We start from the raw sequence: 25811 nt of genomic DNA, 5'->3' as shown, positions 1-25811 counted from the left end.
TATTATTCATACTGTTCGGGAAGATAGGAACCTTCGGCCAGATCTGCAAATCGCGTGAATTCAGCCTGGAAGGCGAGCTTGACCGTGCCGGTCGGTCCGTGACGCTGCTTGGCGATGATGACATCGGCAGTGCCGCGCACTTTTTCAAAATGCTGCTTCCATTCTTCGTATTTCGGATCGAACTCGTCGCGCGGCTCAAGGTTCTTGACGTAATATTCCTCGCGGAACACGAACAGCACCACGTCGGCGTCCTGCTCGATGGAGCCCGATTCACGAAGATCGGAGAGCTGCGGGCGCTTGTCGTCGCGGCTCTCCACCTGACGCGACAGCTGTGACAGCGCGATGATCGGAACGTTCAGTTCCTTGCCGAGCGCCTTGAGGCCGGTGGTGATTTCAGTGATTTCCTGCACGCGGTTCTGCGCCGAGGCCTTCGACGAGCCGGTCATCAGCTGCACGTAGTCGATCACCAGAACGTCAAGGCCGCGCTGGCGCTTGAGGCGACGGGCGCGGGCGGCCAGCTGCGCAATGGAAATACCACCGGTCTGGTCGATATAGAGCGGGATTTTCTGCATCACCTGCGAGCAGGCGACCAGCTTTTCGAAATCGGTTTCGGTAATGTCGCCGCGGCGAATTTTCGAGGAAGACACTTCCGTCTGCTCGGAAATGATGCGGGTGGCGAGCTGTTCCGCAGACATTTCGAGGGAGAAGAAGCCGACAACGCCGCCATTCTTGGCCTTCATCGAGCCATCGGCCTGCTGTTCGCCCTCATAGGCATTGGCGATGTTGAAGGCGATATTGGTGGCAAGCGAGGTCTTGCCCATGCCCGGACGTCCGGCGAGGATAATCAAGTCGGAAGGCTGCAAGCCGCCCATCTTGCCGTCGAGCGTATGAATGCCGGTGGAGATGCCCGACAGGTGGCCATCGCGCATGAAAGCGGCATTGGCCATATCCACGGCAGTCGTCACGGCATCCTTGAACGGCAGGAAGCCGCCATCGTAGCGGCCGGTTTCGGCCAGCTCGAACAGGCGGCGCTCGGCGTCCTCGATCTGCTCCTGCGGGGCGTTGTCGACCGGCGCATCATAGGCGAGATTGACCATGTCCTCGCCGATCCCGATCAGCGCGCGGCGTGTCGCCAGATCGTAGATTGCGCGGCCATAATCGGCGGCATTGATGATGGTCACGGCCTCGGTGGCAAGGCGCGTGACATACTGGAATATGGTCAGATCGCCGACCTTGCCCTCGGGCAGAAAGGTCTTCATCGTGACCGGATTGGCCATCTTGCCGACGCGGATGAGATCGGTGGTGATCTCGTAGATACGGCGATGCAGCGGCTCGAAGAAATGGGTGGGCTTCAGAAAATCGGATATGCGGTAAAAGGCATCGTTGTTGATCAGGATTGCGCCCAGCAATGCCTGTTCCGCTTCGATATTGTGTGGTGCTTCCCGATAAAGTGCGTCCTTCTGATCGCGCACATCGTCAAGTTTGCGTACCGCCGCTTCCGCCATGATTCTAGATCCTGTCCCTGATGCTGCCAGCTAACCGTCATGTGATGCCAAACGCAACGCGGCTTCGGATGATTCCTGCTGGGAGGGATAAGCTATACCATGATTCACACTGATTCACAGTTTGCGCCTGCGCAGGAACGCTATGTTCTTGACGGGCGTTCGATACGCAATGCGGCATGAAAAAGGGCTGCCCGAGACGGCAGCCCTTTTAAACATGTGAACCTGATCCAGCCGGATCAGCCGTTCATGCTTTTCTTGACGGCGCGGGCCTCGCTATTGGCGCCTTTTGGCGCGCTGTCGAGCCGCTTCAAACGCTTTTCTTCCGCTTCGATATAGTTGCGCGTCAGAGGAACAGCTTCCTGCCGGTGCGCAATCTGGATGTGGAACACCATCATGTTCTGCCAGCGGAAAGCGCTTTCCGACGCGGCAAGATAAAACTCCCACATGCGGCAGAAGCGTTCGTCATAAAGCGCCTTGGCTCGCTCGCGATTGGCCATGAAGGCCTCGCGCCAGGCTTTCAGCGTTTCCGCATAATGCAGCCGCAGAATTTCGATGTCGGTGACATAGAGACCGGCCTTTTCGATATGCGGCAGCACTTCCGACAAGGCGGGGATATAGCCGCCCGGGAAGATATATTTGCGGATGAACGGATTGGTCGCGCCCGGCCCGTCGGACCGGCCAATGGCATGGAGCAGGAACACGCCATCCGGCTTCATCAGCCGCGCCACATGCTGGAAATATTCCGCAAAATGGCCGACGCCGACATGCTCGAACATGCCGACCGAAACCAGCCGGTCGAACTTGTCGTCGATGTTGCGATAGTCGGTCAGCTCGAACTTGGCGCGGTCCGAAAGCCCTTCATCCACGGCGCGCTGGTTGGCGATGCCGTGCTGTTCTTCCGACAAGGTCACGCCGGTCACGTTGGCCTTGAGGTGGCGGGCGAGATAGAGCCCCATGCCGCCCCAGCCGCAGCCGATATCCAGCACCTTGTCGCCTTCCTTCACCAGCAGTTTCGCCGCAATATGGCGCTTTTTCGCAAGCTGCGCCTCGGCAAGCGTTGCATTCGGCGTTTCGAAATAGGCGCAGGAATATTGCTTGTCCGGATCGAGAAACAGGTCGTAAAGCTCGCCGGAAAGGTCGTAATGGCTTTTGATATTGTCGGACGAACGCGCAATCGTGTTCATCTGCTGGAAGCGGCGGAACAGAATGCGCAGCTTTGCAAGCGCCTTCATCCACGGTTCTGTCGCGGCTGTCGGCCCGGTATTTTCGAATACGATCTGGAGCAGCGTGTAAATATCGCCTTCCAGAAAGTCGATCTCGCCGTCCATGAAGCATTCGGCGAGTTTCAGCTCGGGGTCGAGCGCTACGGCGCGCTCGGCATGCTTTGTCTTGAAGTGTATATGAACCGGCACACCGGTCTTGTCGCCATACTGTGAACGCGCACCACTCGAATCGGTGACCGTCAGATCGCCGGTTTTAATCATATGCGAAAGAACAGTACGCATCATTCCATACATCGGCCCCATCTCCTTTTATGGATGAGGCAGGCGTAGCATCCATGCGGTTGCACGGCAGGCGGCTTGTGTATCCTCTGTCAGAGCCACACTGTCATTAGATTTTCAGGCAGTGATCCATAAGGTCTACCGGCCTTGGGAACGCTGTCCTAAGCAACGCGGACGTTTCCGTCTGCACCCTCTCCAAAACATTACCAAGAAGAAGAATAGGGAGTTTTCCCGTTCTGGAAAGAGAAAATGCCCGGCGGAGGCCGCCGGGCACGATCATTTAAAGTTTACCACCATGGGAATGCCTGCTGAGAAAGCGGGCTTTTCCGGAGGTAAGTGTAACAATTAAGCCTGATCTTCGGCTTCTTCGTCTTCGTCGAAGATTTCTTCAGAAAGCGGGGCTTCTTCGATGCCGTAGATGGCTTCGATGGAGGTGAGGTCTTCACCCTTGGCCTGACGTTCTGCTTCTTCGTTCGAACGGGCGATGTTGACGGTCACTTCAACCTGAACTTCCGGATGCAGCGAAATCGAAACTTCGTGCAGGCCGATCGTCTTGATCGGATGGTTCAGTTCAACCTGGTTGCGGTGCAGGGTGAAGCCGTTTGCCGTGATGATTTCAGCGATGTCGCGGGTCGAAACCGAACCGTAGAGCTGGCCGGTTTCACCAGCCGAACGCACAACGATGAAGCTCTGGCCATTGAGCTTTTCAGCAACGGCGCTGGCTTCGTTCTTGCGTTCCAGGTTCTGGGCTTCGAGCTGAGCGCGCTGGCCTTCGAACTTCTTCTTGTTGGCTTCGTTGGCACGAAGAGCCTTGCCCTGCGGGAGCAGGAAGTTACGGGCATAGCCGTCCTTGACCTTGACGGTTTCGCCCATCTGGCCGAGGCGGCCAATGCGTTCCAGAAGAATGACTTCCATTGGAGTTTCCTTTCGAGTGTTTAATTCGGGTTATTGTTGTTTGTCATTGCCCGGAATTTTCGAGATCGGCGCGCCGCGCGACGTATCGAAAAGGCCGAGAACCATGAAGACGAAAAGCAGAAATGCGAAGAGAATGATCGCAAAATAGGCAAACCACAGCGCCATCGGACGCCATACCTTGCCGCGTGTGCGCATATGCATGATGGCGAGACCCGCCATCATGAAGCCTGCACCGAGCGCGCCCACCACCACGGTTGCCACCAGACCGGCGGCGCCCGAGAAGAAGGCGACTGCAAGCGCGACTGCGAAGACGATCAGCGCCGGGCGCGGCATGCGCAGCGTCGCGGGCCAGTCGTCGCGCGGACGGCGCAGACGGCCCGACATGGCGGTCAGGCGCAGCGCCAGATAGAGATTGCCGACCAGAATGGCGAGGCATGTGGCGGGCTGGATCGCCGGAAGGGCGAACATCAGCAGCGCCGACATGGTGTTGCGCATTTCATCGCTGGCGGTGAATTGCGGATCGGCTTCCGCAACGCGGTCGATCACCGCATTGGCCAGTTCACGCGCCATATCCGGGCCGAAGCCGAGAATTGCGCCGATGAGGACGAAGGAAACCGCCACCATCAAGGCGAGGCGGAAAACGATATCCGACAGCGGATACCAGACCATCACGCCCTTCGGTCCGCCCAGTTCTTCGGCGGGACGCGCAAGGCCGGACAGATAAGCGCCGATGGCCGCAGGAATATAGCTCGTCAGCGCCATCAGGAGCGCCGCCATCGGAACGGCGAAAACGCCGACTGCGACAGTTGCGACAGCTGCTGCGACGATACCGGCGGTGGAACCCCAGCCGAGTGCTGCAACGAAAATGGGAAGCGGCGTCAGGAAATAGAGAACCATCGCCATGCCCGACTGGACAATGACGCCGGACGACATCAAGGCCGAGGCAAGCCCCGCCAATATGCCGACACCAACAATGGTTCCGTTGAATTTCATCAGTCGCTGTCCTGCTCCGGCTATTCCGGTTTTGCAGTTAGAGACGGCACGAGGGCTGCGTCTCAACTTGGGTTTTCAGTACGCTCCGTCGCGCCCATCGCAAGGGAGGAGAGGGTATCGTGAGGCAAACTCCGATGAGAATGCCTCCCGAAAATCTTGTCTTACTTCACAACGTAAGGCAGCAGGCCGAGGAAACGGGCGCGCTTGATCGCCTTGGCGAGTTCGCGCTGCTTCTTCTGGCTGACAGCCGTAATACGGGAAGGAACGATCTTGCCGCGTTCGGAAATGTAACGCTGCAGAAGCTTGATGTCCTTGTAGTCGATCTTCGGTGCGTTTGGACCGGAGAACGGGCACGTCTTGCGACGGCGATGGAAAGGACGACGGGTCGGGATCTGATTGATATCAACCATGATTATGCTCCTTCACCAGCTTCGTTGTCGCGTGGGCGACGTGGGCCGCGATCACCGCGATCGCCACGATCGAAACCACCTTCACGGCGGCGCGGACGGTCATCACCATCACGCTCGCGACGGTCGTCACGGCGGGTCAGCATGGCCGACTGGCCTTCTTCGTGTTCTTCAACGCGAATGGTCATGAAACGCAGGACGTCTTCATTGATACGCATCTGACGTTCCATTTCAGCAACGGCAGCAGCCGGAGCGTCGATGTTCAGAAGCGTATAATACGCCTTACGGTTCTTGTTGATACGGTAGGTGAGGGGACGCAGACCCCAAGCTTCGACCTTACCGACCTTGCCGCCATTAGCTTCGAGGACACCCTTGTACTGTTCGACGAGAGCGTCGACCTGCTGCTGGGAAATGTCCTGGCGGGCAAGAAGCACATGTTCATAAAGAGCCATTGGCTTTGCCTTTCTTCGTTATATCACGCCGACACCAGCGGCTAAGCCCCTGCGACTTCTCTTTTGCCGGAAACCGGTGAAGAAAGGACGCGTATCTGAGACGGTCGAGAGCGGAGACACGGGAGGCAGAAGCGCTTATGACTTCCACGTGCTATCCTGCTTTTAACGGCAAGAAGGCACGGCCCTCCGTTCAGCCCCCAGCTGGTGCCGAACAATGAACGGGCGGCTATTACGTGTTTTTCCCCTTGTTTGCAAGCGCGATATCCCCGAAAAACCGACAAATGCTTGACTTTTCGCCTAAGGCTAAGGCACATCGCGCCAAATTGTGCATTTCAGTGCAGGCATGGCGGCGAAAACGGATACCGGTTTCGACCTAATCATATGCATAGAACCAGAACGAGGCATCAATGGCGGTAGCATTTACCTTTCCCGGACAGGGCAGCCAGGCGGTAGGCATGGGCAAGGCCCTGGCCGAACAGTTCGCGGAAGCGCGCGCCGTCTTCGACGAAGTGGACGCAGCGCTTGGCGAAAAGCTGTCCGCCACCATGTTCGAAGGCCCGGAAGACGTTCTGACGCTCACCGCCAATGCGCAGCCCGCGCTGATGGCCGTGTCGATGGCCGTCCTGCGCGTCATGGAAGCGCGCGGCTTCTCGCTGAAGGAAAAGGTTTCCTACGTGGCCGGTCATTCGCTGGGCGAATATTCCGCACTTTGCGCGGCAGGCACCTTCTCGCTTGCCGATACGGCGCGCCTCCTGCGCATTCGCGGCAATGCGATGCAGAAGGCTGTTCCGGTTGGCGAAGGTGCGATGGCTGCCATTATCGGTCTGGAGCATGGCGATGTGGAAGCGATCTGCACGGAAGCCAAAGCTTCCGGTTCGGTTCAGATCGCCAATGACAATGGCGGCGGCCAGCTGGTGATTTCGGGCTCGAAGGCTGCGGTCGAGCTGGCGGCAAAGCTTGCTTCGGAAAAGGGCGCGAAGCGCGCCATCATGCTGCCGGTTTCCGCACCCTTCCATTCTACGCTGATGGCGCCTGCCGCCGAAGCGATGCGCGAAGCGCTGGCCAGTGTCGAAAAGCACAATCCGGTTGTGCCGCTCATCGCCAATGTGCGCGCAGCACCGGTGACGGACGCCAATGAAATCGCCGATCTGCTGGTTGAACAGGTGACGGGTCAGGTGCGCTGGCGCGAAACCGTGGAATGGTTTGCCGCCAATGGCGTGACCTCGCTTTATGAAGTAGGTTCGGGCAAGGTTCTGACCGGTCTGGCGCGCCGCATCTCCAAGGATGTATCGGGCGCTGCCGTCGGTTCGGCTGAAGAAATCGAAGCAGCGCTTGCTGCGCTGGCATAAAAGCTCATTAGCTAAAAGGATCCGATATGTTTGATCTGACTGGCCGCAAGGCTCTCGTAACCGGTGCGACCGGCGGTCTGGGTGAAGCGATTGCTCGCGCGCTCCATGCACAGGGCGCTATTGTCGGCCTGCACGGCACGCGCGAAGAAAAGCTGAAGGAACTGGCCGCCGAACTGGGCGACCGTACTTTCATCTTCCCGGCCAATCTGTCGGACCGCGAAGCCGTCAAGGCGCTCGGCCAGAAGGCGGAAGAAGAGCTGGGTGGCGTCGATATTCTGGTCAACAATGCCGGTATCACCCGCGACGGCCTGTTCGTGCGCATGAGCGACGAAGACTGGGATGCGGTTCTCAACGTCAATCTCACCTCGGTTTTCAACCTGACGCGTGAGCTGACCCATCCGATGATGCGCCGCCGCAATGGCCGCATCATCAACATCACCTCCATCGTCGGCGTGACCGGCAATCCGGGTCAGGCGAATTATTGCGCATCGAAGGCGGGCCTTATCGGCTTCTCCAAGTCGCTGGCGCAGGAAATCGCAAGTCGCAATGTGACGGTGAACTGCATTGCACCGGGCTTCATCGAATCGGCCATGACCGACAAGCTGAACGACAAGCAGAAAGAAACGATCATGGCCAATATTCCCATGAAGCGCATGGGTGTAGGCGCCGATATCGCTGCTGCCGTGGTCTATCTGGCCAGCGATCAGGCCGGTTATGTCACCGGCCAGACGTTGCATGTCAATGGCGGCATGGCCATGATTTGATCCCCTTCATGCCGCTGGATTATGGTATAAAATACCTTAATACATGGGGCGCGACGGGAAAAGGCGCTTTGCCTTGCTCAAGAAGCATGGTAATGCGCCCATCGAGAGTTGCGGCATTTCGTTGAATTTGCCGCGATCCTGTTCCGAAAGGAATATCCACAGGATGACTGTCCGGGCGGCTTCGCTCGAAACTGGCAGGCATCTTAGAACTTGATTACAATCCTGCATGCCGCTAACCAAGGCAGAGCAACAAACACACAGGTCGAGGTTCCGACATGAGCGATACCGCAGAGCGCGTCAAGAAAATCGTTGTTGAACATCTGGGCGTAGATGCCGACAAGGTCACGGAAGGCGCAAGCTTCATTGATGATCTCGGCGCAGACAGCCTCGACACCGTCGAGCTGGTCATGGCTTTCGAAGAAGAATTCGGCGTTGAAATTCCTGACGACGCTGCAGAAACGATCCTCACGGTCGGCGACGCTGTGAAGTTCATCGACAAGGCTTCGGCCTAATCAGAACAAGGGTTGAGGGCTGGGCTCTTCGGATCCCGGCCCTGCCTTTATTCTGAGCTATCGTCTGCCATTGCCGGATGCGCCGTCTTTGCAAAAGAGGCTGATCGCGTCCGGGGATGGCGGCAATGACAGCGTCCAGAACGGCCCTGAGGGCCTCTCTGTGCGGTCGTTTTTGGCGATTGAGTGAAATTAAGTGAATTTGCCGGGATGCCGGTGTCGGATCGTTTCGACAGGCTCCTGCGGCGGACTCCGATTTAACGATTGGAGCATCATCCCTTCTCAAGTCAGGCCCGGACATTGCATCTGCCGGTGAAAGCCTGCGGGTCGATGCTCATGACATAACAGTTTTAAGGGGTGGATATGAGGCGTGTCGTCATCACCGGTCTCGGTCTGGTGTCACCGCTTGCAAGCGGTGTGGAAGAGTCCTGGAAGCGGCTTCTGGCTGGCGAAAGCGGGGCTCGCCGCATCACGGAATTCGAGGTTGACGATCTGGCCTGCCAGATTGCCTGCCGCATTCCGGTCGGCGATGGTACCAACGGCACGTTCAATGCCGATCTCCATATGGAGCCTAAGGAACAGCGCAAGGTCGATCCGTTCATCGTCTATGCGGTCGGCGCTGCCGATCAGGCACTGGATGACGCGAACTGGCATCCCGAGAGCGACGAAGATCAGGTCCGCACCGGCGTTCTGATCGGTTCCGGCATTGGCGGCATCGAAGGCATCGTCGAAGCGGGCTACACGCTGCGCGACAAGGGTCCGCGCCGCATTTCCCCGTTCTTTATTCCCGGTCGTCTGATCAATCTGGCTTCCGGCCATGTGTCGATCAAGCACAATCTGCGCGGCCCGAACCATTCGGTTGTCACCGCCTGCGCAACCGGCACGCACGCCATTGGCGATGCAGCGCGCCTGATCGCATTTGGCGATGCCGACGTGATGGTCGCCGGTGGTACGGAATCGCCGGTCAGCCGCATTTCGCTGGCGGGCTTTGCGGCCTGCAAGGCGCTGTCCACCAAGCGCAACGACGATCCGACCGCCGCTTCGCGTCCTTATGACGACGACCGTGACGGCTTCGTCATGGGCGAAGGTGCGGGCGTTGTGGTTCTGGAAGAGCTCGAGCACGCGCTGGCGCGTGGCGCGAAAATCTATGCCGAAGTGATCGGCTACGGTCTTTCGGGCGATGCCTATCACATCACGGCTCCGACCGAGAGCGGCGAGGGTGCGGAGCGCTGCATGGTTGCGGCTCTCAAGCGCGCCGAAATCACGCCGGACCAGATCGACTACATCAACGCCCATGGCACATCGACCATGGCCGATACGATCGAGCTGGGCGCTGTGGAGCGCGTGGTCGGCGATGCGGCTTCGAAGATTTCCATGTCCTCGACCAAGTCGTCCATCGGCCATCTTCTGGGTGCCGCCGGTGCTGCCGAAGCGATTTTCTCGACGCTGGCCATTCGCGACAATATCGCGCCAGCGACGCTCAATCTCGACAATCCGGCTGTCTCGACCAAGATCGATCTGGTGCCGCACAAGGCGCGCGAACGCAAGATCGACGTGGCGCTGTCGAACTCCTTCGGATTCGGCGGAACCAACGCGTCGCTGGTACTGCGCCGCTATTCCTAACCGGCTTTTGCAGTCGGAAAGTCAAAATCTAATAGGAATAATAAAAACGCGGGGATTTCTCCGCGTTTTTGCCAAAATATAACCGGATGCGATATTTAAAATCTGCAACAGCGGTTAGGGTAAGCCTGCTTTCGGTGCTTCGAAGGCATGATCTGCGGAAAGCCGCTCGGGACAGATAGATGACGCATCGTTGTGGCGCTGTCTGTCAAGGCTACAGGACCGAGGTGATGGAGTGAATTCAGAGGTAAAGCCCGGGGAGCAACCCGGAACCAACTCTGCCGAAGAGCAAGCCAAGGCTGCACAGCCCGAAACGCCGTCGGAAGCGACTGCGGCGGCAAAGCCGTTTGTTCCCAAATCCGCGTCCGAAGCCCTGCGTCCCGAACCCGGCACACCGCCGCCGCGCAAGCGTTCGCGCCATGCGCGCAGCCAAATCGTCGTGTTCATGAATTTCATGCTGTCGCTGGTCGTGCTGGCATTGCTTGGCGCATCGGCGCTGTTTTATTTCGGCAAGATGCAATTTGACGGGCAGGGTCCTCTGGCCAGCGAGACGACTTTCGTGGTCAAGCGCGGCGCTGGCATTTCCGAAGTGGCGAACAGCCTCGAAGCGCGCGAAATCATCAGCGATGGACGTATTTTCCGGTTTGGCATGCGCGCCTATGGTCATGAAAACGACCTCAAGGCTGGTGAATATGCCATTCCGGCTGGTGCAACCATGCGCGACGTGATGAATATTCTCATCAGCGGCAAGTCGATCATGTATCCGCTAACCGTGCCGGAAGGGCTGACGGTCAAGCAGATTTTCGACCGTATTTCCGCCGACCAGATTCTTGTGGGCGATATGCCGAAGGACATGCCGCCGGAAGGCTCGCTGTTCACCGACACGCTGCATTTCACGCGCGGCACCACGCGGGCCGAAATCATCGACCGCATGATCGCTTCGCAGAAGAAGCTGGTGGACGATATCTGGGCGAAGCGCGGCCCCGACCTGCCGGTCAAGGATCGCAATGAATTTGTGACGCTCGCCTCCATCGTCGAGAAGGAAACGGGCATTGCGTCGGAGCGTCCGCATGTTGCTTCGGTCTTCGTCAATCGCCTGAACAAGAACATGCGTCTGCAATCGGACCCGACGATCATCTATGGCCTGTTCGGCGGCGCGGGAAAGCCGTCGGACCGTCCGATCTTCAAGTCCGATATCGAGAAGCCCACGCCTTATAACACCTATGTCATCAATGGCTTGCCGCCGACGCCAATAGCCAATCCGGGCAAGGCGGCGCTGGAAGCCGTCGCCAATCCGCTCGACACGGAAGACCTGTATTTCGTGGCCGATGGCACCGGCGGACATGTCTTCTCCAAGACCTTGCAGGAACACAACGCCAATGTTCGCAAGTGGCGTAATGTGGAACAGCAGAATAGCGCTGGCGGCGCTGCCGATGGGCAGAAGATAGCGCAGTGAAGGAACTGCAGGCCCTATAGCGCATGATTTTCCCAGAGCCGGTTGCTGAACAGCGCCGGCTCCGGGGTTTTTAGAGCATGATTTGATCGTATTGAAATCGCTCTACAGAGTACAAGTTGAGGGGAACGGACACATGGCGCTTCAGAGCATGACCGGATTTGCGCGCTTTGCCGCGCAGCATGACGGTGCCCATGGCGAGACGCGCATCGTTTGGGAAGTGCGCTCGGTCAATGGCAAGGGGCTTGATCTGCGCCTGCGTCTGCCGCAGGGGCTGGAAGGCGTCGAACATCCGGTGCGTTCCATGCTGGCACGCCATTTTTCCCGCGGCAATTTTCAGGCGAGCCTGAGTGTCGAGCGTGCCGACGAGCAGGCCGGTTTCGTCATCAATCACGCCATGCTGGCCGAGGTGCTGAAACTCGGCGCTGAATTGCAGCAAAAGTACGGTCTGGCGCCAGCCAGCGTCGACGGTATTCTGTCGTTGCGCGGCATGATCGATCAGGCGCAGGTTGCGGACGATGACGATGCGCGGGCAGGGCTGGAGGCGGCCATCGTTGCGGCCTTTGAAGGCGCGCTGAAAGCCATTGCCGAGGCGCGGGCGCAAGAAGGCAAGGCGCTTTTCGCGATCCTCTCCGGTCATGTCGATACGATTGGCCGTCTGACGGAAGCAGCGCGTCAGGACCCGTCGCGAAGCACGGATGCCATCAAGGCGCGGCTGGCCGCGCAGGTTGCGCTGCTGCTCGACGGCCCGCGCGATCTGGATGAAGCCCGGCTTTATCAGGAAGCGGCGTTCCTTGCGACCAAGGCGGATATTCAGGAAGAGCTGGACCGGCTCGACACCCATGTCGCCTCCGCACATAAATTGCTCGCCGATGGCGGGCCTGTCGGGCGCAAGCTCGATTTTCTTTCACAGGAATTTAATCGTGAAGCGAATACACTGTGTTCCAAGTCGAACGCGGCGTCGATCACGGCCATCGGGCTGGAACTGAAAGCGGTTGTCGATCAGTTTCGCGAACAAGTACAGAATCTGGAGTAAGAGTAACATGGCCATCTCTTCGGTTGAAAATGGCGTCGCGCGCAGAGGCTTGATGGTGGTGATCTCGTCGCCATCGGGCGCTGGAAAATCCACGATTGCCCGGCTGCTGCTGGAAGACAAGAAGATGGACCTTTCGCTGTCGATCAGTGTGACGACGCGCCAGCGCCGCCCGAGCGAGATCGAAGGGGTGCATTATCACTTCAAGACCATTCGCGAGTTTGAGCGCCTGCGCGACAATGACGAGCTGATCGAATGGGCGGAAGTGCACGGCAATTTCTACGGCACCTTGCGCGAAACCGCCGAGATCGCGCTGGCCGACGGGCAGGACATGCTGTTCGATATCGACTGGCAGGGCGCTGACCAGTTGCAGGCCAAGATGCCTGCCGATGTGGTGTCGATCTTCATTCTGCCGCCGACGATGCGCGAATTGCAGCAGCGTCTGAACCGCCGCGCGGAAGACACGCCGGAAGTGATCGAGACGCGCTTGCAGAATGCCCGTTTTGAAATCCAGAAATGGGTGAAATACGATTATATCGTCATCAATGAAGACCTCGACCGCTCCTTTGCGGCGATCAAGTCGATCATCGAGGCCGAGCGCCTGCGTCGTGACCGCCGCCCCGGCCTGTTCGATTTCGTGACCGGCCTGCTCGAAGAAGAGCCGGGCATTTGAGCCAGAGCATTAGAGCATTTCCAGCAAAAGTGCGTAGCGGTTTTGCGTAGGATAATGCGTCAAAACAAATAGATAGAGCGGTTCCACGATTCCGCTCTAACCGGAACCGCTCTGGCAATAAAACCGCCCTTGAGGCGGTTTTATTTCAAGCGATTGCAGGCTGCATCAGGCGAGAGCGGCTATGGCGTCCAGACGGGCCTTGTGTTCGGCGCTGATCGTCAAGGCGGCTGCGGCGATATTCTGGCGCAGATGGGTTCTGCGCGATGTGCCGGGGATCAGAAGAATATTCGGGCTGCGTTGCAGCAACCAGGCCAGAGCCACGCTTTGCGGGCTTTCGCCCATTTCTTCCGCGACCCGGTTCAGTTCGTCCGTCTGCAACGGGTTGAAGCCGCCCAGCGGGAAGAAGGGGACGTAAGGGATACCGTCCTCGGCCAGACGGTCGATCATGGCCTCATCGGTTCGGTTCACCAGATTATAGAGGTTCTGCACACAGACAATCGGGGCGATGTCGCGTGCTGTCTGGAGTTGCTTTGCGTCGATATTGCTGATGCCGATATGGCCGAGCAGGCCTTCATCCTGCATCTGCCGCATGGCCCGCATGGGCGCGACAACGTCATCGGCAGGTTCGCCCATCCGCAGATTGACGATGGCGATCTGGTCAAGACCGAGGCGTTCGAGATTGTCTTCGACAGAACGGCGCAGGAAATCCGCATCGCGCTGCAAGATCCAGTTGCCCTTGTCGTCGCGCCGCGCGCCAATCTTGGTCACCAGCGTCAACTCGGCGGGGTAGGGGTAAAGCGCCTCGCGAATGAGGCGGTTGGTCACATAAGGACCGTAGAAGTCGCTGGTGTCGATATGGTCGATACCGAGCGTCAAGGCTTCGCGCAGCACGGCGCGGGCTTCATCAGGGTCGCGCGGTTCACCAAACACATGCGGCCCAGCAAGTTGCATCGCGCCGTAACCCATCCTGTTGACGGAAATCGAGGTGCCGGGAAAGGTGAAGCGACCGGCCGCGGCTGCCGTGCTGCTTTGAATATCCGTTTCAGGGGCGGCGGAAGAATGATTGCTCATCTGAAGTCTCCTTTTCCCGAACTATGACTGATCGTATAAGCATTGATAACCGGGCTTGAAGCGGATAGCTTGTTCGCTGTGGCGAACAATAGGCAGCTTCTTCCCCTCGATGACGTATCGGTCTTTTTGGCGGTGGCCCGTTCCGGCGGCTTTCGCAATGCAGCGCGGTGGCTCGGCGTTTCGGCTTCCATGGTCAGCGAGACGGTCTCGCGACTGGAGGCGCGGCTGGGCGTACCACTGTTGATCCGCACCACGCGCAGCGTTCACCTGACGGAGGCGGGCAGCGCCCTTGTGGAACGGCTTGGGCCGGTGATGGCCGAAGCGCGCGCTGCCCTTGATGAAGCTGCCAGTTCGCAGAACGAGGTGCGGGGCAGGCTGAAACTGAATGTGCCGGGCGCCGTGATGTATGACATTCTGCCGCCGCTGATCGACGGCTTTCTTGCCAAACATCCGGACGTGCAGATCGAGGTCATGGTGGATGATCGGTTCGTCGATTTCAATGCCATTGGCTGCGACGCTGGTATCCGTTATGGCGAGCATCTGGCGCAGGATATGATCGCAGTGCCCATCGGGCCTCGTCAGCAATGGGGTGCGCTGATGGCTGCACCAAGCTACATAGAGAAACGAGGGATGCCGCAGCATCCAGCCGACGTGCTGGAGCATGATTGTATCCGCATGCGTTTTATCAGCGGCGCGCTGACCGATTGGGAATTCGAGAAGGACGGCGAGATTGTCACGGTCGATCCGCCGGGGCGGCTGATCATCGGTACGACGGGTGTTTGGGGCGCTTTCAATCTGGCAGCGGCGGGACATGGCCTGATCTACGGTTTCCGCAACTGGCTGGAACCCTATCAGCAGCGCGGCGAACTTGTGCCGGTGCTGTCCGACTGGTGGCCAGCCTTTGACGGGCCGCATCTCTATTTTTCGAGCCGTGTCATGCCGAAGCCATTGCGCGCCTTCATCGATTATGTGCGGGCCTTGCCGGAAGACTAACCCCTTATCGCGCCCGCATTTCGCGGGGCGGGGTGCCGTAGGCGCGGCGATAATCGCGGCTGAACTGCGTCGGGCTTTCATAGCCGACAGCAAAAGCAACCGATGAAACCGGCACGGCGGTCTCGCTCAACTGGCGGCGCGCTTCCAGAAGCCGCAGCGCCTTTTGATATTGCAGCGGCGTGGTGGCCATGACGGATTTGAAATGCTCGTGGAAGCTGGAAGGGCTCATTCCGGCAATATCCGCCAGTTCTTCTGTGCGGATCGGGTCGTTCCAGTGCTGCTTGATATGGGTGATCGCTTTTGCGATGCGGCTCGCCGGACTGCCCGGCTGGGCCAGCTGGCGCAACATCGCACCATTACGGGTCAGAAGCACACGGAAATGCAGTTCCTTGCGGATCATCGGCTCGAGAACGCGGCGTTCGAGTGGTTTGTCGCGCAGATCAAGCAGCCGTGTCATGGCATCGGTCACGCCCGCATCGGCCCTGCCGGTGGCCACGGCTTCACTGCGCGCCGCTGCAATCATATCCCGCTCAATCTCGCCCTGAAGCGCGCGCAAAATCTCCAGATCGATCCGGCAGGCAAGAGCCACATAGGGCCTATCGGGGCTGGCTTCGACAATTCGCGCGCCTGTAATCAATTCGTGCGAGACTATCGCCGTCATGCCCGCATCGAAACGAACGGCCCGTTCGCCATGCAGAATTTCTTTGGCCCCCTGGAGGACCAGGCAAATCATCGGCTGATACATGTCGGGCCGGATCTCCGATACGGCCGGTGAACATACCACCGTAACACCTTCGATGCCTGTCGGCGCAGGATAAGGCCCCGCCGCAGTTTCCTGGGCGATTTCGATGCAGCGGGCTGCGAGATTTGAAGCATGTTCGGACATGGGAAAAGCATAGCAAGCCTTTATTTCCCGCGACACAGAAATCGGAGCCTTCGGAGGATTGGGCATGTTTCGCGGAGAATGAGGCAGGCCGAACGAACGGGAAAGCGCCAATATAGGAACCAGAGTTCGTTGAACGAAAGGAAACTGACATGACGATTGCACTCATCACGGGCGGTAGCCGAGGGCTTGGCCGCAACGCAGCACTTCATCTGGCCAAGCAGGGCGTCGGCATCGTTCTGACCTATCAGAGCAATGCGAAAGCAGCAGAAGAGACAGTTTCCGAAATTGCAGCCGAGGGCGGCACTGCCATTGCCTTGCCGCTCGATACGGCGAAGGTCGCGAGTTTTGCGGATTTTGCAGAAAAGCTGCGGCAGGCGCTTCAGGATAAATGGCAGCGGACGCGCTTCGATTATCTGGTGAACAATGCCGGTTATGGCGTTCACAAGCCATTTGCCGAAACCACGGAAGAAGACTTCGACGGTCTGGTCAATGTGCATCTAAAAGGCGTCTTCTTCCTGACGCAGACCCTACTGCCGCTGATCGAGGATGGCGGCAAAATCCTCAACGTCTCGACCGGGCTCGCCCGTTTTGCGCTGCCGGGCTATTCGGCCTATGCGATTATGAAGGGTGGCATCGAGGTTCTGACCCGCTATCTGGCTCGCGAGCTTGGCCCGCGCGGCATTGCGGTGAACGCGATTGCGCCCGGCGCCATCGAAACGGATTTCGGCGGTGGCTTGGTGCGCGACATGCCGGAAGTCAACAAGATGATCGCGAGCACCACGGCGATGGGTCGCGTCGGTCGTCCGGACGACATTGGCGGTGCAGTGGCTGCCATTTTGTCGGACGGTACGGGCTGGATCACCGGCCAGCGCATCGAAGTGTCCGGCGGTCAGAATATCTGACCGAGGGCAGCCGCATCAGTCAAGCAGGATCAGCAACCCGTCCACAAGCCCCAAGAGCAGGATAAGCGCGCCCATCGTGATCGCCGTGACGATGAGCATACGCTTCTGCCGGTTGCGCTTGTCGGGTTGCTTCCCTGTCCAGTCGTATGAAGAACCAGGCATATGCGTCTCCAGATCGGCCTATATTTTCTATAAGCCTTCACAGGGCTTTATAAACGCCTTCGGGGCGATTTATCAAAGCCTGAACTTGCCGTTGCGAAACAGCGGTCTATCAGACTGCCGTGCCGCCGACGGTCACCTGATCCATGCGCAGATGCGGCTGGCCAACCCCGACTGGAACCCACTGGCCGCCCTTGCCGCAATTGCCGCTGCCGGTATCGAGCTCCATGTCGTTGCCGATCATCGAAATGCGCTGCATGGCATCCGGGCCGTTGCCGATCAGCATGGCGCCCTTGATCGGCGCGGCGACCTTGCCGTCCTTGATCATATAGGCTTCCGTGCAGCCGAACACGAACTTGCCGGAGGTGATGTCCACCTGTCCGCCGCCGAACGAAACGGCATAGATGCCTTTCTTCATGGAGGCGATGATCTCTTCCGGCGTCTTGTCGCCTGACAGCATATAGGTGTTGGTCATGCGCGGCATCGGCGCATGGGCATAGGATTCACGGCGCCCATTGCCGGTCGCCTCCATGCCCATCAGGCGCGCATTCTGGCGGTCCTGCATATAATTGACCAGCTTGCCATCGTCGATCAGCACCGTGCGATTGGTCGGCGTGCCTTCATCGTCGATGGTCAGCGAACCGCGACGCTCGGCAATCGTGCCGTCATCCACGACCGTGACACCCTTGGACGCCACCTGCTGACCGAGAAGTCCGGCAAAGGCGGAGGTTTTCTTGCGGTTGAAGTCGCCTTCGAGGCCATGGCCGACCGCTTCATGCAGCATGACGCCCGGCCAGCCATTGGCGAGAACGATATCGAATGTGCCTGCCGGGGCGGGGATGGCTTCGAGATTGACCAGCGCTTGGCGCAGCGCTTCGTCGGCTGCATGCTGCCAGCTTTCAACGGTGATAAACTCGCCAAAACCCTTGCGCCCGCCCAGCGTATGCGAGCCGGATTCCTGACGGTCGCCGCTGCCTGCAACGACCGACACGGTGAGCCGCACCATGGGGCGGATATCGCGCACGAAATGGCCGTCAGCGCGTAGGATTTCGACCTGCTGCCACGAACCGGCGAGCGAGACGGAAACCTGACGGACCTTTGGGTCTTTGGCGCGCAGATAGCCATCGATCTGCTGCAAAAGCTGCACTTTCGCATCAAAGGTCGGAGAGCCGATCGGGTTTTCGTCGGTATAGAGATGGCGATTGGTGCCCGCCGGTGCTGCGGCATAGGTACCGCCATAGCCCTTGATGGTCGCGGCAACCGCGTCGGAGGCGCGCTTCAGCGCGGCCATCGAAAGATCGCCCGCATGGGCGTAGCCGATGGCTTCTCCGGCGACCGAGCGCAGGCCGAAACCCTGATCCTGATTGAAGGAACCGGTCTTGAGACGGCCATTGTCGAAAACGAGCGCTTCAGCTTCGCGATATTCGATGAAGAGTTCGCCATCGTCGCTGCCCTTGAGGCTTGCGGCGACGAGGCGTTCGATATCGTCACGTCCGGTATCGAAACTGTCGATCAGACTTTTCATAAAAACAAATCCTGCAGCATGGGTTTGCTGCAGGATGTAAGCCTTAAAGCGGTTGAGAACAACCATGTGTCAGCGGTGGGCTGGGATATTCAGGCTATAGTGAGCCGAAAATGGTGGTTTTCGAGAACCGGAGCGCAGCGTACTTAAAGGTACGTGAGCACCGGAAGCGCAGAAAAACGCCATTTGCAGGCCACTAGAGCGTGAATCAAGGGAGGGCGTCGAAGCCTTCACCAAACCCCTTCAAATCCACGGGAATGCCGACGCCTTCTTCCGGCGTCTGAAAGACGATGAAGGTTGCGGCCTTGCCGGAACGCAGCGTCTTCAGCAGTTCGTCTTCGAGAATGACTTCCGCATAGCAGCCGTCTTCGAAGCAGCGCACGAAATAGGCGCGACCAATATCCTTGCCGTCGACATTGAGACCGAGGCCGTTCGGCAGCAGAACGCCGAGCGGGGCCAGCACGCGAAGAATGCGCGCCTTGTTGTCGGCGGTCTTCAGCACCACGACCGAAAGGCCGAGTTCCGGGCGCTTCGCGGCAACCACGTTCTGGATCAGCGCGCATTGCTCGGTCTTGGCGCCGGCAGGCGTATCGCAGAGCACAGCCCATGCGCCGTGCTGCGACTTCAGCTTGCCGCTCTGCTGCGGGTTGGTCGGGGCCGCCTGCGACTGCGCAGCCGGGGCCTGATCCGGTGTCTGCAACGGCGCGGGCGTGTCCTGCGCGGCAGACGGCAAGGTCGCGGCGGCAAGCGACAGGCTGACACCAGCGGCAAGAGCCATCAGGCGCTGAAGAATCGGGCGGTTGGCAAGCATGCGGACAGTCATGAAATCTCCAGATCGAATCCCTGATCGAATCAGTGGGACGTTAACGCGCAGCATCAGCCATGAAAAGCAATCAGAGACGCGATTATCAGTCATCGTCAATGAAAGCCGTCATCGCAACGGTGATATCGCCTGTTGGATCGATTGTCACGTGGCACGTGCGGCAAAACCTCTTTTCAAATCATGGCTTCATTATGTGATTTACAGGTTTTTCCCAAGTTTTTGCCGGTTTACGGATGCGCAGGCATAAGGCTAGAAATCCGGGCGGAATTGGGAGCGGTTCTGTCTGCGGGCAAATGCTGCGCGCAAAAATGCCGCACAGGAACATATTCGCCTTCCTTGCGGTGTGCGTTAAGGTGTGATTTGAACGCCGACGGGGGATGCGGCCGTCATTTGCGTCCGGCGTCCAGCCTGAAAGGGCGAAAAGGGAGAGAGTTCTGGTGGATAAGATTGTTGCCACAACGAAGGGCGCCGTCGTTGGTGCTCTTGCAGTGCTGTGGATGACCGGTGCCGCTTTGGCGGATCAGCCGCGTCCATGGGAATGGAGATTTCAGGACGCTGCGACGGGTATTGCCGAGCAGATTCATTGGTTCGAGCGCTATACGCTCTGGTTCATTATTCCGGTTACGTTGCTGGTTCTGGCGTTGCTGGTGATCGTTGTGCTTCGCTTCCGGGCGAGCGTTAATCCGGAACCGTCGAAGACCAGCCACAATACGATGATCGAAGTGATCTGGACCGTCGGTCCTGTGATCATTCTTCTGTTCCTGGCTGTGCCGTCGTTCCAGCTTCTGACCGCGCAATATTCGCCGGAAGACCCGTCCCTGACGATCAAGGCGACCGGCTACCAGTGGTACTGGGGTTATGAATATCAGGTCGACAATCCGGTCAGCTTCGATGCCCTTCTGTTGAAGGATGGCGATCGCGCCGCTGCGGGCAAAGAGGATAAGTCCCGCTATCCGCGCCTTTTGGCCGTCGACAATGAAGTGGTTGTTCCGGTCGGTGAAAGCGTTCGTCTTCTGGTAACCGCCGCCGACGTGATCCATTCCTGGACCATTCCTGCCTTCGGCGTAAAGATGGATGCCGTTCCTGGCCGTATCAACGAAATCTGGTTCAAGGCTGAAAAAGAAGGCCTCTATTACGGTCAGTGTTCCGAGCTTTGCGGCAAGGATCACGGGTTCATGCCAATCGCCGTGCGCGTTGTTTCGAAAGACCAGTATCAGACCTGGCTCGCCGCTGCGGGATCGGATCTGAACGGTGCGAACAAGGCGCTGCAAGCTGCCGTCGAAGGTGGCGAAAACAATAAAGTGGCTGCGGCGGGTCTCTGATCCCGAACGCCAAACTGTTGAAAAACGGGAGCGAATTCCATGGCTGGCACAGCAGCTCACGAGCATGGTGCCCACGACGACCACAAGCCGCACGGCTGGGTTCGTTGGGTATACTCGACCAATCATAAAGACATCGGTACGCTGTACCTGATCTTCGCAATCATTGCCGGTATCATCGGCGGCGCACTGTCTATCGCGATGCGCGCCGAGCTTCAGGAACCGGGCATTCAGATTTTCCATGGACTTGCGTCCATGGTCTACGGTGTTGAGGGCGATGCCGCGCTCGATGCCGGCAAGCAGATGTTCAACGTGTTCACCTCTGCGCACGCGCTGGTCATGATCTTCTTCATGGTCATGCCTGCACTGATCGGTGGTTTCGCCAACTGGATGGTGCCGCTGATGATCGGCGCGCCGGACATGGCGTTCCCGCGCATGAACAACATCTCGTTCTGGCTTCTGCCGCCTGCGCTGACGCTGCTTCTGATCTCGCTGTTCATGCCTTCGGCACCTGGCGGCTGGGGTCCTGGTGGCGGCTGGACGCTGTATCCGCCGCTTTCGACGAGCGGTCAGCCTGGCCCGGCAATCGATTTCGCCATTCTGGCGCTGCACATTTCCGGTGCGTCGTCAATTCTGGGTGCAATCAACTTCATCACCACCATCCTCAACATGCGCGCTCCGGGCATGACGCTGCACAAGATGCCGCTCTTCGCCTGGGCTGTTCTGGTGACGGCGTTCCTGCTTCTGCTTTCGCTGCCGGTTCTGGCAGGCGGCATCACCATGCTGCTGACCGACCGCAATTTCGGCACGACCTTCTTCGCGCCGGACGGCGGTGGTGACCCGATCCTCTACCAGCATCTGTTCTGGTTCTTTGGTCACCCGGAAGTGTACATCCTGATTCTGCCGGGCTTCGGCATCGTCAGCCACATCGTGTCGACCTTCTCGCGCAAGCCGATCTTCGGTTATCTCGGCATGGCCTATGCTATGGTCGCCATCGGCGTCGTCGGCTTCGTGGTCTGGGCGCACCATATGTATACGGTCGGCCTGTCGCTCGACACGCAGCGCTATTTCGTGTTCGCCACGATGGTCATCGCAGTTCCAACCGGTATCAAGATCTTCTCATGGATCGCGACCATGTGGGGCGGTTCGATCACCTTCCGCGCACCGATGCTGTGGGCAATCGGCTTCATCTTCCTGTTCACGGTCGGCGGTGTGACGGGCGTTCAGCTCGCCAATGCGGGTCTCGATCGTGCGCTGCACGACACCTATTATGTTGTGGCGCACTTCCATTACGTTCTGTCGCTCGGTGCTGTCTTCGCGATCTTTGCGGGCTGGTACTACTGGTTCCCGAAGATGAGCGGCTACATGTATAACGAGTTCACCGCGAAGCTGCATTTCTGGGTCACCTTCATCGGCGTGAACCTGATTTTCTTCCCGCAGCATTTCCTTGGTCTCGCTGGCATGCCGCGCCGCTACATCGACTATCCGGACGCCTATGCAGGCTGGAACATGGTGTCGTCCTACGGTTCCTATATTTCGGGCTTCGCCGTGCTGATCTTCCTCTACAATGTCTTCGAGGCATTCGCGAAGAAGCGTGAAGCAGGCGCAAACCCATGGGGCGAAGGCGCAACCACGCTGGAATGGCAGCTTCCTTCTCCGCCGCCGTACCACCAGTGGGAACAGCTGCCGCGCATCAAGTAATCGTGCGAAGGGCATGAGCATTTCCAGCAAAAGTGCGAAGCGGTTTTGCGTAGGATAATGCGATGGGAAGGGGGAGGTCTGCAAAAGACTTCGCCCTTTCCAACAAATTGTGCTAAAGGCGGGCGACATTCTGTTCCGTCCATCGCGTTATGACCGTACTGGCAGGTTTATCCTGCCGACAATTGCACGGCATTTCCGGCAGAACGAATGTTCTCCGGGAGGGACAAGTTGTGTTGGTTGTCGAACTGCATCGAACAAGATGCGGTGGTCGGACCGGTGAATTTGAGGTTATTGAAGTCTAATGTCGCTGGTGGAAAAAAACGTAAGCGTTTCGGGCCCGAATGACGCAGTCGCGTTCTCGGAGGCAACGGCGCGGGACTATCTGGTTCTGCTGAAGCCGCGCGTGATGTCGCTTGTGGTGTTCACGGGGCTGGTCGGACTCGTCCTTGCGCCGGGCACGATGAACCCGGTTCTAGCGGCCATCAGCATTCTGTGCATCGCAGTTGGCGCTGGAGCATCCGGTGCGCTGAACATGTGGTACGACGCCGATATCGACGCGGTGATGAAGCGCACCCGCAACCGCCCGATTCCCGCTGGTGTAATTGCACCCAATCAGGTTCTGGCTTTCGGTCTGACGCTGTCGGTCTTTTCGGTGCTGACGCTTGGCCTGATGGTCAACTGGCTTTCGGCAGCGCTTCTGGCTTTCACCATCTTCTTCTATGCCGTCATCTACACGATGTGGCTCAAGCGCTCGACGCCGCAGAACATCGTCATTGGCGGTGCTGCGGGCGCGTTCCCGCCGATGATCGGCTGGGCCGCGGCAACGGGCGAGATCACATGGGACAGCGTCGTGCTGTTCATGATCATTTTCCTCTGGACGCCGCCGCATTTCTGGGCGCTGTCGCTGTTCTCGACCAATGATTACGAAGCCGCGCGCATTCCGATGATGCCCAATGTGAAGGGCGAGCTTTCGACGCGCCGTCAGGCGATGTTCTACACGCTGCTCATGGCGCCGGTGGGTGTATTGCCATGGGTGATGGGTTTTGCAGGCCCGGTCTACGGCGCTGTATCGGTGCTGCTGGGTGGAGCCTTCGTCTATTATGCCTGGCGCATGTGGATGGCCGCATCGCAACCCGCCATGCTGGTGGCCGCACGCAAGCTATTTCGCTTTTCGCTGGTGTATCTGTCGGGCCTGTTCGCGGTTATGCTGGTCGAGGCATTGACGTTGAAGGCGCTTCACGCCTTTGGAGTGTTATAATGGATAAGCCGCTGGATAAGCCGGTACATGAGAAGCTGGAACTGGTCGTGCCGACCGAGCAGCAGAAGAAGGCCCAGCGCAACCGGTCCTGGGGACTGGCGATTGCCTTGGCGCTGTTCGTGCTGCTCGTTTATGTCGGCACGATAGCGAAACTGGGCGCCAATGTTCTGGTGCGGCCGCTCTGATCAACGGGTCGGATCAGGCCGTTTCGGGAGGGAAACTGGGAGGAGACCATGGCAGATCGGCAGGATAAGGACGAAAAGCTCAAGCGGCAGCAGCGTTCCAACCGGACCATTGCCATTGCCTGCGTGTCTTTCTTCGTCTGCATGATCGGCGCAGCCTATGCGTCCGTTCCGCTTTATACGCTTTTCTGTCAAGTCACCGGCTATGGCGGCACGACGCAGCGTGTCGAACAATATTCCGATACGATTCTCGACAGAACGATCAAGGTGCGTTTCGACGCCAATACGGCCAATGGCCTGCCTTGGGATTTCAAGCCGGTACAGCGCGAAGTGACGGTGCGTATCGGCGAGACCACCATGATCAAATATGAAGCGCGCAACCTGTTCGATCAGACGACCTTCGGTCGCGCGAGCTTCAATGTTTCGCCGGGCCGCGCAGGCGCCTATTTCAACAAGGTTCAGTGCTTCTGCTTCACGGATACCACGCTGAAGCCGGGAGAAGACATGGAAATGCCGGTGGTGTTCTTCGTCGATCCGGAAATCGTCAACGATCCCGATCTGAAGGATGTGAAGACCATCACGCTGTCCTACACCTTTTTCCCGATCGAAAAGCCGAAGCCGGTTGCTGACGCGAAGCCGGCGACGAAGACCGAAGCTGCCACGAGCAGCGGTGGATAAAGGGAAGCGAGTTTCGATGCGGCACATAATGCCGCAAAGACAAATGCGAAGACTGGTTTTATTGTCGGATTCGGACCGTCGGTAAAACCGCTTGATTACTGACGGTATGCGGCATCTGGTCAGGGAGCCATCTGACGCAAAACATAGTCGCGCTTGCTTGTGGTCCGGTTCGGATTTCAGCAGGCAGGCACGAGAGAGGAGCCCCTCAGGGGATTACGGGGAGAGACATGGCGGACGTACACGAGAAGAACCACGATTATCACATCATAGCGCCCAGCCCTTGGCCGTTCCTGAGCTCGATGGGCGCTTTTGTGCTCGCAATCGGCGGCATTGCCTGGATGCGTTATCTCAATGCGAGTGAGCTGCCGTTCTTCGGGCACAATCTCGTCACGCCGTGGCTTTTCTTCATCGGCCTCGCAATCGTGCTCTATTGCATGTATGGCTGGTGGTCGGACACGATCAAGGAAGCGCATGAGGGCCATCACACCCGTGTGGTATCGCTGCATCTGCGCTATGGCATGATCATGTTCATCGCCTCGGAAGTCATGTTCTTCGTGGCATGGTTCTGGGCGTTTTTCGATGCAAGCCTGTTCCCGAATGAAGTGCATCAGGTTGCACGCGCCACGTTTACGGGCGGCGTATGGCCTCCGAAGGGCATCGAGGTTCTCGACCCGCTGCACCTGCCGCTCTACAACACCGTGATCCTGCTCTTGTCGGGCACGACGCTCACCTGGTCGCATCATGCGCTGCTGCACAACGACCGCAAGGGCATGATCACCGGCCTCGCTATCACGGTGGTGCTCGGCATTCTGTTCTCGTTCGTGCAGGCTTATGAATACATGCACGCGCCGTTCGCGTTCAAGGATTCGATCTACGGCGCGACCTTCTTCATGGCCACCGGTTTCCATGGTTTCCACGTGATCATCGGCACGATCTTCCTTCTGGTCTGCCTGTTCCGCGCAATCGGCGGCGATTTCACGCCCAAGCAGCATTTCGGTTTCGAAGCTGCCGCGTGGTACTGGCACTTCGTCGACGTGGTCTGGCTGTTCCTGTTCTTCGCCATCTATGTCTGGGGTGGCTGGGGCGCGCCGATGCATGGCGGCTGATCGACCGTAATCCGGATTTCAAGGCGGCCCTGGCAA

26 protein-coding genes are annotated in these 25811 nt (G+C 58.5%); 15 read left to right on the top strand and 11 right to left on the bottom strand.

The window, feature by feature from the left end:
- Positions 1-2: 2 nt before the first annotated feature.
- From JAU75_RS04870 to rpsF, 6 genes are all read right to left on the bottom strand, one after another.
- Positions 3-1505, bottom strand: a complete 1503-nt coding sequence (locus JAU75_RS04870; protein ID WP_199055113.1) for a replicative DNA helicase — start codon at positions 1503-1505, stop codon at positions 3-5.
- Positions 1506-1741: 236 nt separating this feature from the next.
- Positions 1742-3022 (bottom strand): cyclopropane-fatty-acyl-phospholipid synthase family protein, encoded by a 1281-nt coding sequence (locus JAU75_RS04865; protein ID WP_199055111.1) that lies wholly within the window; start codon positions 3020-3022, stop codon positions 1742-1744.
- Positions 3023-3352: 330 nt separating this feature from the next.
- Positions 3353-3922: a 50S ribosomal protein L9 gene (gene rplI, locus JAU75_RS04860; RefSeq protein ID WP_199055110.1), complete on the bottom strand. Its 570-nt coding sequence runs from the start codon at positions 3920-3922 to the stop codon at positions 3353-3355.
- 30 nt (positions 3923-3952) lie between these two features.
- Entirely contained in the window at positions 3953-4915 is a 963-nt protein-coding gene (locus tag JAU75_RS04855; protein WP_199055109.1) for a DUF2232 domain-containing protein, read from the bottom strand.
- Between the two features lie 161 nt (positions 4916-5076).
- Positions 5077-5325, bottom strand: a complete 249-nt coding sequence (gene rpsR / locus JAU75_RS04850; RefSeq protein WP_094506475.1) for a 30S ribosomal protein S18 — start codon at positions 5323-5325, stop codon at positions 5077-5079.
- Between the two features lie 2 nt (positions 5326-5327).
- Positions 5328-5774, bottom strand: a complete 447-nt coding sequence (gene rpsF, locus JAU75_RS04845) for a 30S ribosomal protein S6 (RefSeq protein WP_113534704.1) — start codon at positions 5772-5774, stop codon at positions 5328-5330.
- Positions 5775-6181: 407 nt separating this feature from the next.
- Here rpsF and fabD point away from each other — a divergent pair, with 407 nt between their 5' ends.
- The 7 genes from fabD (at position 6182) to gmk (ending at position 13175) form a co-directional block, all read left to right on the top strand.
- Entirely contained in the window at positions 6182-7123 is a 942-nt protein-coding gene (gene fabD, locus JAU75_RS04840) for an ACP S-malonyltransferase (protein WP_199055108.1), read from the top strand.
- 26 nt (positions 7124-7149) lie between these two features.
- Positions 7150-7887: a 3-oxoacyl-[acyl-carrier-protein] reductase gene (fabG, locus tag JAU75_RS04835; protein ID WP_199055107.1), complete on the top strand. Its 738-nt coding sequence runs from the start codon at positions 7150-7152 to the stop codon at positions 7885-7887.
- Positions 7888-8162: 275 nt separating this feature from the next.
- Positions 8163-8399 (top strand): acyl carrier protein, encoded by a 237-nt coding sequence (locus JAU75_RS04830; protein WP_002963616.1) that lies wholly within the window; start codon positions 8163-8165, stop codon positions 8397-8399.
- 360 nt (positions 8400-8759) lie between these two features.
- Complete coding sequence (gene fabF, locus JAU75_RS04825) at positions 8760-10019, top strand: beta-ketoacyl-ACP synthase II (RefSeq protein WP_199055106.1); 1260 nt, start codon at positions 8760-8762, stop codon at positions 10017-10019.
- 232 nt (positions 10020-10251) lie between these two features.
- Positions 10252-11472 (top strand): endolytic transglycosylase MltG, encoded by a 1221-nt coding sequence (mltG, locus tag JAU75_RS04820; RefSeq protein WP_199055105.1) that lies wholly within the window; start codon positions 10252-10254, stop codon positions 11470-11472.
- Positions 11473-11605: 133 nt separating this feature from the next.
- On the top strand, positions 11606-12505 hold the full coding sequence (locus tag JAU75_RS04815; protein ID WP_199055102.1) for a YicC/YloC family endoribonuclease: 900 nt from the start codon (positions 11606-11608) through the stop codon (positions 12503-12505).
- Positions 12506-12512: 7 nt separating this feature from the next.
- Positions 12513-13175 (top strand): guanylate kinase, encoded by a 663-nt coding sequence (gene gmk, locus JAU75_RS04810; protein ID WP_078338062.1) that lies wholly within the window; start codon positions 12513-12515, stop codon positions 13173-13175.
- A gap of 165 nt (positions 13176-13340) precedes the next feature.
- On the opposite strand, the gene JAU75_RS04805 is transcribed toward gmk, so the two are convergent.
- Positions 13341-14246: an oxidoreductase gene (locus tag JAU75_RS04805; protein WP_199055100.1), complete on the bottom strand. Its 906-nt coding sequence runs from the start codon at positions 14244-14246 to the stop codon at positions 13341-13343.
- A gap of 78 nt (positions 14247-14324) precedes the next feature.
- Here JAU75_RS04805 and JAU75_RS04800 point away from each other — a divergent pair, with 78 nt between their 5' ends.
- Entirely contained in the window at positions 14325-15239 is a 915-nt protein-coding gene (locus JAU75_RS04800) for a LysR family transcriptional regulator (protein ID WP_199055099.1), read from the top strand.
- A 4-nt stretch (positions 15240-15243) separates the two neighbouring features.
- Here the strand turns inward: JAU75_RS04800 and JAU75_RS04795 are convergent, their stop codons facing one another.
- On the bottom strand, positions 15244-16125 hold the full coding sequence (locus tag JAU75_RS04795; RefSeq protein WP_199055097.1) for an AraC family transcriptional regulator: 882 nt from the start codon (positions 16123-16125) through the stop codon (positions 15244-15246).
- Positions 16126-16274: 149 nt separating this feature from the next.
- On the opposite strand from JAU75_RS04795, the gene JAU75_RS04790 reads away from it, so the two are divergent.
- Positions 16275-17027, top strand: coding sequence for an SDR family oxidoreductase (locus JAU75_RS04790; RefSeq protein ID WP_199055095.1), 753 nt, complete (start codon positions 16275-16277; stop codon positions 17025-17027).
- A 15-nt stretch (positions 17028-17042) separates the two neighbouring features.
- On the opposite strand, the gene JAU75_RS04785 is transcribed toward JAU75_RS04790, so the two are convergent.
- The 3 genes from JAU75_RS04785 to JAU75_RS04775 form a co-directional block, all read right to left on the bottom strand.
- Positions 17043-17189 (bottom strand): hypothetical protein, encoded by a 147-nt coding sequence (locus JAU75_RS04785; protein ID WP_199055093.1) that lies wholly within the window; start codon positions 17187-17189, stop codon positions 17043-17045.
- 109 nt (positions 17190-17298) lie between these two features.
- Positions 17299-18711, bottom strand: coding sequence for a metalloprotease TldD (gene tldD / locus JAU75_RS04780; protein WP_199055091.1), 1413 nt, complete (start codon positions 18709-18711; stop codon positions 17299-17301).
- A 205-nt stretch (positions 18712-18916) separates the two neighbouring features.
- Complete coding sequence (locus JAU75_RS04775; RefSeq protein ID WP_078338069.1) at positions 18917-19531, bottom strand: invasion associated locus B family protein; 615 nt, start codon at positions 19529-19531, stop codon at positions 18917-18919.
- A gap of 497 nt (positions 19532-20028) precedes the next feature.
- Between JAU75_RS04775 and coxB the strand changes: the two genes are divergently transcribed.
- The 6 genes from coxB (at position 20029) to JAU75_RS04745 (ending at position 25775) form a co-directional block, all read left to right on the top strand.
- On the top strand, positions 20029-20853 hold the full coding sequence (gene coxB / locus JAU75_RS04770; RefSeq protein WP_171058813.1) for a cytochrome c oxidase subunit II: 825 nt from the start codon (positions 20029-20031) through the stop codon (positions 20851-20853).
- A gap of 39 nt (positions 20854-20892) precedes the next feature.
- Positions 20893-22551 carry a cytochrome c oxidase subunit I gene (gene ctaD / locus JAU75_RS04765; RefSeq protein WP_078338071.1) on the top strand — a complete coding sequence of 553 codons (1659 nt, stop codon included), beginning with the start codon at positions 20893-20895 and terminating at the stop codon, positions 22549-22551.
- Between the two features lie 301 nt (positions 22552-22852).
- The gene (locus tag JAU75_RS04760) at positions 22853-23809 is read left to right on the top strand and encodes a heme o synthase (RefSeq protein ID WP_078338072.1); all 957 of its coding nucleotides are present in this window, start codon (positions 22853-22855) and stop codon (positions 23807-23809) included.
- A complete protein-coding gene (locus tag JAU75_RS04755; protein WP_199055090.1) occupies positions 23809-23994 on the top strand; it encodes a hypothetical protein in 186 nt (61 codons plus the stop codon). The genes JAU75_RS04760 and JAU75_RS04755 overlap by 1 nt, the downstream gene beginning before the upstream one ends.
- Before the next feature lie 48 nt (positions 23995-24042).
- On the top strand, positions 24043-24669 hold the full coding sequence (locus JAU75_RS04750) for a cytochrome c oxidase assembly protein (protein WP_199055089.1): 627 nt from the start codon (positions 24043-24045) through the stop codon (positions 24667-24669).
- A 227-nt stretch (positions 24670-24896) separates the two neighbouring features.
- Entirely contained in the window at positions 24897-25775 is an 879-nt protein-coding gene (locus JAU75_RS04745) for a cytochrome c oxidase subunit 3 (RefSeq protein ID WP_199055088.1), read from the top strand.
- Positions 25776-25811: the final 36 nt, after the last annotated feature.

Origin of the sequence: Ochrobactrum sp. Q0168 (assembly GCF_016427605.1) — a bacterium.
Taxonomy (GTDB): domain Bacteria; phylum Pseudomonadota; class Alphaproteobacteria; order Rhizobiales; family Rhizobiaceae; genus Brucella.
This window is presented reverse-complemented; position numbering and strand designations above follow the sequence as displayed.

Bases quoted from the DNA above. Each gene is read 5' to 3' on its own strand.
- rplI (WP_199055110.1), bottom strand. From the start codon at position 3,922: ATGGAAGTCATTCTTCTGGAACGCATTGGCCGCCTCGGCCAGATGGGC.
- JAU75_RS04790 (WP_199055095.1), top strand. From the start codon at position 16,275: ATGACGATTGCACTCATCACGGGCGGTAGCCGAGGGCTTGGCCGCAAC.
- JAU75_RS04785 (WP_199055093.1), bottom strand. From the start codon at position 17,189: ATGCCTGGTTCTTCATACGACTGGACAGGGAAGCAACCCGACAAGCGC.
- JAU75_RS04870 (WP_199055113.1), bottom strand. From the start codon at position 1,505: ATGGCGGAAGCGGCGGTACGCAAACTTGACGATGTGCGCGATCAGAAG.
- JAU75_RS04755 (WP_199055090.1), top strand. From the start codon at position 23,809: ATGGATAAGCCGCTGGATAAGCCGGTACATGAGAAGCTGGAACTGGTC.
- JAU75_RS04830 (WP_002963616.1), top strand. From the start codon at position 8,163: ATGAGCGATACCGCAGAGCGCGTCAAGAAAATCGTTGTTGAACATCTG.
- rpsR (WP_094506475.1), bottom strand. From the start codon at position 5,325: ATGGTTGATATCAATCAGATCCCGACCCGTCGTCCTTTCCATCGCCGT.
- JAU75_RS04865 (WP_199055111.1), bottom strand. From the start codon at position 3,022: ATGTATGGAATGATGCGTACTGTTCTTTCGCATATGATTAAAACCGGC.
- gmk (WP_078338062.1), top strand. From the start codon at position 12,513: ATGGCCATCTCTTCGGTTGAAAATGGCGTCGCGCGCAGAGGCTTGATG.
- JAU75_RS04760 (WP_078338072.1), top strand. From the start codon at position 22,853: ATGTCGCTGGTGGAAAAAAACGTAAGCGTTTCGGGCCCGAATGACGCA.
- JAU75_RS04855 (WP_199055109.1), bottom strand. From the start codon at position 4,915: ATGAAATTCAACGGAACCATTGTTGGTGTCGGCATATTGGCGGGGCTT.
- coxB (WP_171058813.1), top strand. From the start codon at position 20,029: ATGACCGGTGCCGCTTTGGCGGATCAGCCGCGTCCATGGGAATGGAGA.
- JAU75_RS04775 (WP_078338069.1), bottom strand. From the start codon at position 19,531: ATGACTGTCCGCATGCTTGCCAACCGCCCGATTCTTCAGCGCCTGATG.
- JAU75_RS04750 (WP_199055089.1), top strand. From the start codon at position 24,043: ATGGCAGATCGGCAGGATAAGGACGAAAAGCTCAAGCGGCAGCAGCGT.
- JAU75_RS04805 (WP_199055100.1), bottom strand. From the start codon at position 14,246: ATGAGCAATCATTCTTCCGCCGCCCCTGAAACGGATATTCAAAGCAGC.
- rpsF (WP_113534704.1), bottom strand. From the start codon at position 5,774: ATGGCTCTTTATGAACATGTGCTTCTTGCCCGCCAGGACATTTCCCAG.
- fabD (WP_199055108.1), top strand. From the start codon at position 6,182: ATGGCGGTAGCATTTACCTTTCCCGGACAGGGCAGCCAGGCGGTAGGC.
- JAU75_RS04745 (WP_199055088.1), top strand. From the start codon at position 24,897: ATGGCGGACGTACACGAGAAGAACCACGATTATCACATCATAGCGCCC.
- fabG (WP_199055107.1), top strand. From the start codon at position 7,150: ATGTTTGATCTGACTGGCCGCAAGGCTCTCGTAACCGGTGCGACCGGC.
- fabF (WP_199055106.1), top strand. From the start codon at position 8,760: ATGAGGCGTGTCGTCATCACCGGTCTCGGTCTGGTGTCACCGCTTGCA.
- JAU75_RS04795 (WP_199055097.1), bottom strand. From the start codon at position 16,125: ATGTCCGAACATGCTTCAAATCTCGCAGCCCGCTGCATCGAAATCGCC.
- ctaD (WP_078338071.1), top strand. From the start codon at position 20,893: ATGGCTGGCACAGCAGCTCACGAGCATGGTGCCCACGACGACCACAAG.
- tldD (WP_199055091.1), bottom strand. From the start codon at position 18,711: ATGAAAAGTCTGATCGACAGTTTCGATACCGGACGTGACGATATCGAA.
- JAU75_RS04815 (WP_199055102.1), top strand. From the start codon at position 11,606: ATGGCGCTTCAGAGCATGACCGGATTTGCGCGCTTTGCCGCGCAGCAT.